This window comes from Sphaerotilus hippei (assembly GCF_003201595.1).
GTDB classification, from domain to species: Bacteria; Pseudomonadota; Gammaproteobacteria; order Burkholderiales; family Burkholderiaceae_C; genus Sphaerotilus; species Sphaerotilus hippei.
The window spans coordinates 109,449-117,488 of sequence record NZ_QJJS01000013.1; the positions used below are offsets into that span (position 1 = coordinate 109,449).

Consider the following 8,040-nt stretch of genomic DNA (forward strand, 5'->3'; position numbering starts at 1 on the left):
GGCGCCGCTCAGCCGTTGTCGACCACCAGCTGGTTCTTCGCCAGCAGGTCCAGCACCACGCTCATGTCGCTGCCGCCGCCCAGGGTCACGCCGCTGAGCGTGATCGTCTGGTCGGTGTGGCTGCTGTCGTAGCCGCCGGCAAACCCGCCGGTCGAGCTGATGCTCACCACGGTGTCGCTGCCGCTGGTCTCGAAGTGCAGGTAGTTCGTCAGGTTGGCGTGGTTCTCGCCCTGCAGCAGGTCACGCAGGTCGAGGGCATCGCCGCCCACGGTGGCCACCTTGAAGTCGGTGACCGTGTCGTGGGCCGGCGCACCCGCCGAGCCCGCATCGGCCAGTGACCAGGCGAACACGTCCGCCCCCTGGCCGCCGGTCAGCACGTCGTGGCCCGAGCCGCCCTCGAGGCGGTCGTCGCCCTGGGCGCCGTCGATCGTGTCCCGGCCCGCGCCGCCGCGGATCACGTCCTTGCCATCGCTGCCGGTGACCTGGTCGTTGCCGCTGGTGCCGGTGTAGTCTTGGCCCGTGCGGATCTCCCAGACGCCGTTGGTGGACGACTCGACGATGTCCTGCTGCGCGCCCAGCACGGGCACCTCGCCGGGGGCGAACAGCGCGTACTCGTCGCTGCCCAGCACCTTGTAGTCGGTGTCGGCCGCGCCCGAGGGCTTGAGCTCGATGCGCAGGCTGGCGTGGCCGCCCTGGTCCCAGTAGAGGATCTCGATGGGCTGCAGGCCGTCGCTCAGGTCCACGCCGGTGAAGGTGCGCACCGCCACGTACTGGTTGACGTCGACCTCGGCCACCGTCTCGCCGCCGATCAGCAGCCGGTAGCCGTCGTCGCCGGTGACCCGGATGTCGTAGGTGCCGCCGGTCATGTCGATGTAGCCCACGGCGCGGATGATCGCGTCGGTGCTGTCGCCCATGCCGCTGGTGGCCGTGATGGCGCTGGCGTTGCCGGCGTTCGAGCCGTGCAGGAAACGGTCGAGGTTGTTGCCCGTCACCGTCTGGCCGCTGGCGAAGGTGCTGCCGCTCTGGCCCAGGTCGGTGCTGAACAGCGCCTGGTCCGTGCCCGCGACCAGGCCGAACTCCACGTTGCGCATCGTGAAGGTGGCGTCCGCCGCGCCGGCCAGCGACAGTTGGGCGTTGCCCACCAGGTCGGTGTTGCCGTTGCGGCCCTCGACGATGTGCTCGATGTCGGCCAGGTGGTTCAGGTTGGTGCTGGTGTTGCCGCCCAGCGTGGCCGAGCCGTCGTCGGCGTGCAGACGCGTCGCGCCCGAGAAGGTGGCGTCGTGTGCCGTGCCCGTGCGGTTGTCGTTGTAGCCGAAGTACTCGCCGCCCAGGCCGATCGAGTCGCTGTCGATGGTCTGCGTGGTGCTGGTCAGCGTCACCGGGGCGAGCGTTTCCTCGCGTGCCAGCGCCACCGTCACGCTGCCGCTCGTCACGTCGCCGTCGCGGTCGACCACCTGGTAGGTGAAGGTCTGCGTCAGCGCCTCGCCCGAGGCCGCCAGCGCCTCGCGGGTGGCCTGGTTCATCACGAAGGTGTAGCTGCCGTCCGCGTCGCCGGTGAAGGTGCCGTAGGCGCTGCCGGTGTCGCTCCAGCGGATCGCCGCCAGCCCGTCGGCCCCGGCGTCGACCTGCACCTGCCCGACCAGGTCGGGCGGCAGGTCGGTCGGGGTCACGCTGCCGTACAGCCCGAAGGTGTTGGACGCGGTGTTCTCGTCGGTGCGGATCTCGGTGAGCAGCTGGCCGCTGCTGTCCTTGAAGCCCAGCAGGTTGACCTCGTAGTCCTGCCCGTTCACCTGCACCGTCACCGTCTGCGCCGGCAGCTGGATGATGTCGCGCGAGGCGACCGCATCGCTGCTGTTGGGCGTCTCGGTGTGCACCAGGTGGGCCGTGAACGTCACCTGCGTGCTCACGCCGTTGATCTCGACGGCCATCGTCAGGTCGAGGTCGGTCTCCTTCAGCGTCGACGAGCCGCTCGCGATCGCGTAGTTGCGGTGCGTGAAGTCGGCCAGCTTGAACACCTCGCCGGCCTCGACCGTGGCGCCGGTCGCGGTCGTGAGGCGGGTGCTGTCCACCAGGTCGTAGCCCGACTGGCGGTTCTGGTCGTTGGCGGCCTGGCCCCAGCGCAGCTGGTCGATGTTGCCGTCGTGGCTGTCGGTGTCGCTGCGCGACACGTCGCAGTCGTTGTTGCGGTAGGTGTCGTCGCTGAAGCCCGCGTCCATCTGGCTGATGCGGATGCTGTCGTGGCGCACCAGCAGCGTGGCCGTGCTGTGCGAGGCCGTGGGGGCGTCGTCCTCGATGCCCACCGTCAGCGTGGCGGTGCTGGTGTGCGTGCCGTCGGACACCCGCACCCCCACGTCCAGCGACAGCAGGTCCTCGCCCTGCAGCGCATGGTCCAGCGCGGCGTCGAGCGTCACGTCATAGGCCCCGCTGGCATCGATCGTGATGCTCAGCGCCACCGCACCGGTGGCCGAACCGATGTGGCCCACCAGCGTGCCGGTGCCGTCGCCGGTCCACACCACCGGCTGGCCGCCACAGCTCAGGCCGGTCGTCGGCGCCGTCAGCGTGACCTGCAGCGAGGCCGAGTCCGCATCGCTCAGCGTCAGCTGGCCGTGCACGCTGCGGCTGTTGCCCGTGTCGTCGCCGGCCCGGGCCCCGGTGCCGTCGGCCAGACCCTGCGCCAGGCCTTCTTCCGAGACCCGCACGTCGAGCGGGCCGCTGATCTGCGGCGCGGTCGCTGGATCGACCACGGCGGTGACCACCTGCGCCGCGGAGCCGTCCACGGCCAGCACCTCGAAACCGCCGCCGTGGGTCGCGCCGATGCCGATCACGATGCACTCCGCCCCCTCGGGCTGGCCGTCGGGCAGCGTGGCCAGATCGAAGCCGACGCTGCTGGCGCCGGCCGGAATGGTCACGGTTGCCACCCGCATGTAGTCGCTGCCATCGGTGGCCGTGCCGCCGTAGGTCAGCTGCACCGTCAGGTCGGTGACGGCCGCCTGCGACAGGTGCACCACATAACCCGTCGCGACCTCACCCTCGCCGACCTGGTCCGGGCCGGAGATGCCGATCAGCACCGTGTCCTCGGGACCGGCCGGCGGGCTGCCCGGGGGCAGGTCGGGGCCGGCATCGTCGACGATGGTCGTGGTCACCGCATTGGCCGCCGGATCCACCGCGACCTCCTCGAAGCCACCGCCCGTCGTGCCGCCCACCGCGATCGTGAAGCGCTCGCCGACCTCGGCCAGCGCATCGTCGAGCGTGGGCACCTCGAACGCCGCCGAGGCCGAGCCGGCCGGGATGGTCACGCTCACCACCGCCTGGAAATCCTCGCCGTTGGTGGCCGTGCCGGTGTAGATCAGCTGCACCGTCATGTCGGTGGCCGCCGCGTGCGACAGGCACACCGTGTAGCCGCTGGCCGTCTCGCCCTCGATCACCGAACCCGGGCCGCTGATGCTCACCAGCACCGTGTCCTCCACGCCCGGCGCGCCCGGGCCGCCGGGTGCCGCCGGCCCGGCATCGTCCACGATGGCCGTCGTCACCGCGTTGGCGACCGGATCGACCGCCAGCGCCTCGAAGCCCCCGCCGCTGGTGCCGCCGATGCCCACGATGAACGATTCACCCCGCTCCACCAGCGCATCGTCGATCGTTGCGATGTCGAAATCCGCCGACGCCGAGCCCGCCGGGATCGTCACCGAGACCACCTTGGAGAAGTCGCTGCCGTCGGTCGCCGTGCCGCTGTAGATCAGCTCGACCGTGACCTCGCTGGCCGCCGGCTGGGACAGATGCACCGTGTAGCCGCAGGCCACTTCGCCTTCGACCACCGTGCCGGGACCGGTCAGGCTGATGGTGACCGTGTCCTCGGCGCCCGGCGTGCCGCCGCCAGGAACGCCGGGGCCGACGTCGTCAGAGATGATGGTGGTGACCGAGCTGGCGACCGGGTCGACAGCAACCGCTTCGAAGCCACCACCCGTGACCGCGCCGAGCGTGACGGTGAACGATTCACCGTTGTCTGCCAAGGCATCGTCAAGCGTGGTGATGTCGAACGAGGTCGATGCCGAGCCCGCAGGCACGGTGACGGAGATGACCTTTGTGTAGTCGGACCCGTCAGTGGCCGTGCCTGAGTAAGTCAGCTGGACAGTCAGATCAGTAGCCGCGGGTTGAGACAGCTGGACGGTGTAGCCAGTTGCCACTTCGCCTTCAACGACGGTGCCGGGTCCGGTCAGGCTGATGGTGACCGTGTCCTGAGTACCCGGCGTGCCGCCACCGGGAACGCCAGGTCCGACGTCGTCGGAGATGACGGTGGTGATCGAAGCTGTTGTCGGATCGACAGCAATCGTTTCGAAGCCACCACCCGTGACAGCACCGAGCGTGACGGTGACGGACTCCGAGCCTTCGGCCAGTGCATCGTCCAGCGTGGCCAGGTCGAACGAGGTCGAAGCCGAGCCAGCGGGCACGGTGACGGAGATGACCTTCGTGTAGTCGGAGCCATCCGTGGCCGTGCCGGAGTACGTCAGCTGGACAGTCAGATCGGTCGCCGCAGGCTGCGACAGGTTAACGGTGTAGCCGGTTGCCACTTCACCTTCGACCACCGTACCGGGACCGGTCAGGCTGATGGTGACCGTATCTTCCGATCCAGGCGTGCCACCGCCGGGAACGCCGGGGCCGACGTCGTCGGAGATGACGGTCGTGACCGAAGCCGCTGTCGGGTCGACAGCAACCGCTTCGAAACCACCGCCAGTGACAGCACCGAGCGTGACGGTGACGGACTCGGAGCCTTCGGCCAGAGCATCGTCCAGCGTGGCCAGATCGAACGAGGACGAAGCCGAGCCGGCAGGGACGGTGACTGAAACGACCTTGGTGTAGTCGGAGCCATCCGTGGCCGTGCCGCTGTAGGTCAGCTGGACGGTCAGATCGGTAGCTGCCGGTTGCGACAGATGAACGGTGTAGCCGGTAGCGACTTCACCTTCGACGACGGTGCCGGGGCCGGTCAGGCCGATGGTGACTGTGTCCTCGGTGCCCGGCATGCCGCCGCCGGGAACGCCAGGGCCGATGTCGTCTGAGATGACGGTCGTGACCGAGGCAGCGGTCGGGTCGACAGCAACCGCTTCGAAGCCACCACCCGTGACCGCACCGAGCGTCACGGTGAACGATTCACCGTTGTCTGCCAAGGCATCGTCGAGCGTGGTGATGTCAAAGGTGGTCGAAGCAGAACCCGCAGGCACGGTGACGGAGATGACCTTCGTGTAGTCAGATCCGTCAGTGGCCGTGCCGCTGTAGGTCAGCTGGACAGTCAGATCAGTAGCCGCAGGCTGAGACAGCTGGACGGTGTAGCCAGTGGCGACCTCGCCTTCGACGACGGTGCCAGGACCGGTCAGGCTGATGGAGACGGTGTCTTCCGGCCCGGGCTTGACGCCCGGAGCATCAGGGCCGACATCGTCAACGATGACCGTCGTGATCGAGCCGGCCGTCGGATCGACGGCCACGGCCTCGAAACCGCCACCGGTAATCGTGCCGAGCGTGACAGTGACGGACTCGGAACCTTCGGCGAGGGCATCGTCCAGCGTGGCCAGATCGAACGAGGTCGACGCCGAGCCAGCAGGGACGGTGACGGAGACGACCTTCGTGTAGTCGGAACCGTCGGTGGCCGTGCCGCTGTAGGTCAGTTGAACGGTCAGATCAGTAGCTGCCGGTTGCGACAGGTGAACGGTGTAGCCGGTAGCGACTTCGCCTTCAACGACGGTACCGGGACCGGTCAGGCTGATGTTGACGGTGTCCTCGGCGCCCGGCGTGCCGCCACCGGGAATGCCGGGGCCGACATCATCGGCGATGACCGTCGTGACCGAAGCTGCCGTCGGATCGACAGCAACCGCTTCGAAGCCACCGCCAGTGACAGCACCGAGCGTGACAGTGACGGACTCGGAGCCTTCGGCGAGGGCATCGTCCAGCGTTGCCAGGTCGAACGAGGTCGAGGCCGAGCCAGCGGGCACGGTGACGGAGATGACCTTCGTGTAGTCAGATCCGTCAGTGGCCGTGCCTGAGTAAGTCAGCTGGACAGTCAGATCGGTCGCCGCAGGCTGCGACAGATGAACGGTGTAGCCAGTCGCCACTTCACCTTCGACGACGGTGCCAGGGCCAGTCAGGCTGATGGTGACCGTGTCCTCGGTGCCAGGCGTGCCGCCGCCGGGAACGCCGGGGCCGACGTCGTCGGAGATGACGGTCGTGACCGAAACCGCTGTCGGGTCGACAGCAACCGCTTCGAAACCACCGCCAGTGACAGCACCGAGCGTGACAGTGACGGACTCGGAACCTTCTGCCAGTGCATCGTCCAGCGTGGCCAGATCGAACGAGGTCGATGCCGAGCCGGCAGGGACGGTGACTGAAACGACCTTGGTGTAGTCAGAGCCGTCAGTTGCCGTGCCAGAGTACGTCAGCTGAACGGTCAGGTCGGTAGCTGCCGGTTGGGACAGATGAACGGTGTAACCAGTGGCGACTTCGCCTTCGACGACCGAGCCAGGACCGGTCAGGCTGATGGTGACTGTGTCCTCGGCGCCCGGCGTGCCACCGCCGGGAACGCCAGGACCGACGTCGTCGGCGATGACCGTCGTGACCGAAGCTGCCGTCGGATCAACAGCAACCGCCTCAAAACCACCACCCGTGATCGTGCCGAGCGTGACGGTGACGGACTCGGAACCTTCGGCGAGGGCATCGTCCAGCGTAGCCAGGTCGAACGAGGTCGAAGCCGAGCCCGCGGGCACGGTGACGGAGACCACCTTCGTGTAGTCCGAGCCGTCGGTGGCCGTGCCGGAGTACGTCAGCTGGACGGTCAGATCAGTAGCCGCAGGCTGAGACAGCTGGACGGTGTAGCCAGTGGCGACCTGGCCTTCGACGACGGTGCCGGGGCCGGTCAGGCTGATGGTGACCGTGTCCTCGGCACCCGGCGTGCCGCCGCCAGGAACGCCAGGGCCGACATCATCGGCGATGACCGTCGTGACCGAAGCTGCCGTCGGATCGACCGCCACCGCTTCGAAACCGCCACCGGTGATCGTGCCGAGCGTCACGGTGAACGATTCACCGTTGTCTGCCAAGGCATCGTCGAGCGTGGTGATGTCGAACGAGGTCGAAGCCGAGCCGGCAGGGACGGTGACTGAAACAACCTTGGTGTAGTCGGAGCCGTCAGTGGCCGTGCCTGAGTAAGTCAGCTGGACCGTCAGATCGGTAGCTGCCGGTTGCGACAGATGAACGGTGTAGCCAGTGGCCACTTCACCTTCGACGACGGTGCCAGGGCCGGTCAGGCTGATGGTGACCGTATCTTCGGTGCCAGGTGTGCCGCCGCCGGGAACGCCAGGGCCGACGTCGTCAGAGATGACGGTGGTGACCGAAGCCGCTGTCGGATCGGCGGCAACCGATTCGAAGCCGCCACCGGTGATCGTGCCGAGCGTGACGGTGAACGATTCACCGTTGTCTGCCAAGGCATCGTCGAGCGTGGTGATGTCGAAGGTGGTCGAAGCCGAGCCAGCGGGCACGGTGACGGAGATGACCTTCGTGTAGTCAGATCCGTCAGTGGCCGTGCCAGAGTACGTCAGCTGGAAAGTCAGATCGGTAGCCGCAGGCTGAGACAGCTGGACGGTGTAGCCAGTGGCGACCTGGCCTTCGACGACGGTGCCAGGGCCAGTCAGGCTGATGGTGACCGTATCTTCGGTGCCAGGCGTGCCGCCGCCGGGAACGCCGGGGCCGACGTCGTCGGAGATGACGGTCGTGACCGAAGCTGTTGTCGGATCGACAGCAACCGCTTCGAACCCGCCACCGGTGATCGTGCCGAGCGTGACGGTGAACGATTCACCGTTGTCTGCCAGGGCATCATCGATCGTAGCGATGTCGAAGGTGGTTGAGGCCGAGCCTGCAGGGACGGTGACCGAGACGACCTTCGTGTAGTCGGAGCCGTCAGTGGCCGTGCCGCTGTAGGTCAGCTGGACAGTCAGATCAGTAGCCGCAGGCTGAGACAGCTGGACGGTGTAGCCAGTGGCGACCTCGCCTTCGACGACGGTGCCG

At 67.8% G+C, this 8,040-nt stretch carries 1 protein-coding gene; it reads right to left on the reverse strand.

The window, feature by feature from the left end; all coding sequences use genetic code 11:
- Positions 1-8: 8 nt before the first annotated feature.
- Positions 9-7,994: a beta strand repeat-containing protein gene (locus C7444_RS14105; RefSeq protein ID WP_375136936.1), complete on the reverse strand. Its 7,986-nt coding sequence runs from the start codon at positions 7,992-7,994 to the stop codon at positions 9-11.
- Positions 7,995-8,040: the final 46 nt, after the last annotated feature.